The organism is Curtobacterium sp. MCBA15_007 (assembly GCF_001864905.1).
Taxonomy (GTDB): domain Bacteria; phylum Actinomycetota; class Actinomycetes; order Actinomycetales; family Microbacteriaceae; genus Curtobacterium; species Curtobacterium poinsettiae.
Genome location: NZ_MJGM01000007.1, coordinates 876 through 1292, shown reverse-complemented (window position 1 = coordinate 1292; position 417 = coordinate 876). Strand labels below are relative to the sequence as shown.

Annotated in this window: 1 pseudogene; it reads left to right on the top strand. The window is 73.1% G+C overall.

Annotation, left to right across the window (positions count from 1 at the left end):
* Positions 1-287 (top strand): annotated as a pseudogene (locus BIU95_RS18560) (hypothetical protein); the annotation flags it as partial.
* Positions 288-417 lie beyond the last annotated feature (130 nt).

Below are 417 nucleotides of genomic sequence, written 5' to 3'. Positions count from 1 at the left end.
GACCGGACATCAGTCCGGTCCGCCCGGAACCCGAGTGGATCCGCCCGGCTGCGCGCCTCGTCGCCCAGGGCAAGGACGTCGGTGCCGAGCCGCTCGTGCACGCCGCGGTCGGTGCGGACGTGCGCTCGGGGGAGTACTGGGGTCCGGCCGGCTGGGGACAGCTCCGCGGTGCATCGACGGTGGTCGCGGCGGAACCCCGGGCGCACGACCGCACGGTCGCCGCGCAGCTCTGGACCGCGAGTGCGCGCGCTTCCGGGGTCGCGTTCGCTCTCGACGCATTCGTCTGACCCTGCTTCCCGGCCGAATGTCGGTGCCGCTTCGTAGACTCGACGACGATGACCATCACCTCTGACCCCGGTACCTCGACGTCGGGCCGGAACGCCTTCGGCGAGCCCGCTGACCTCCACCTCCCCGGCG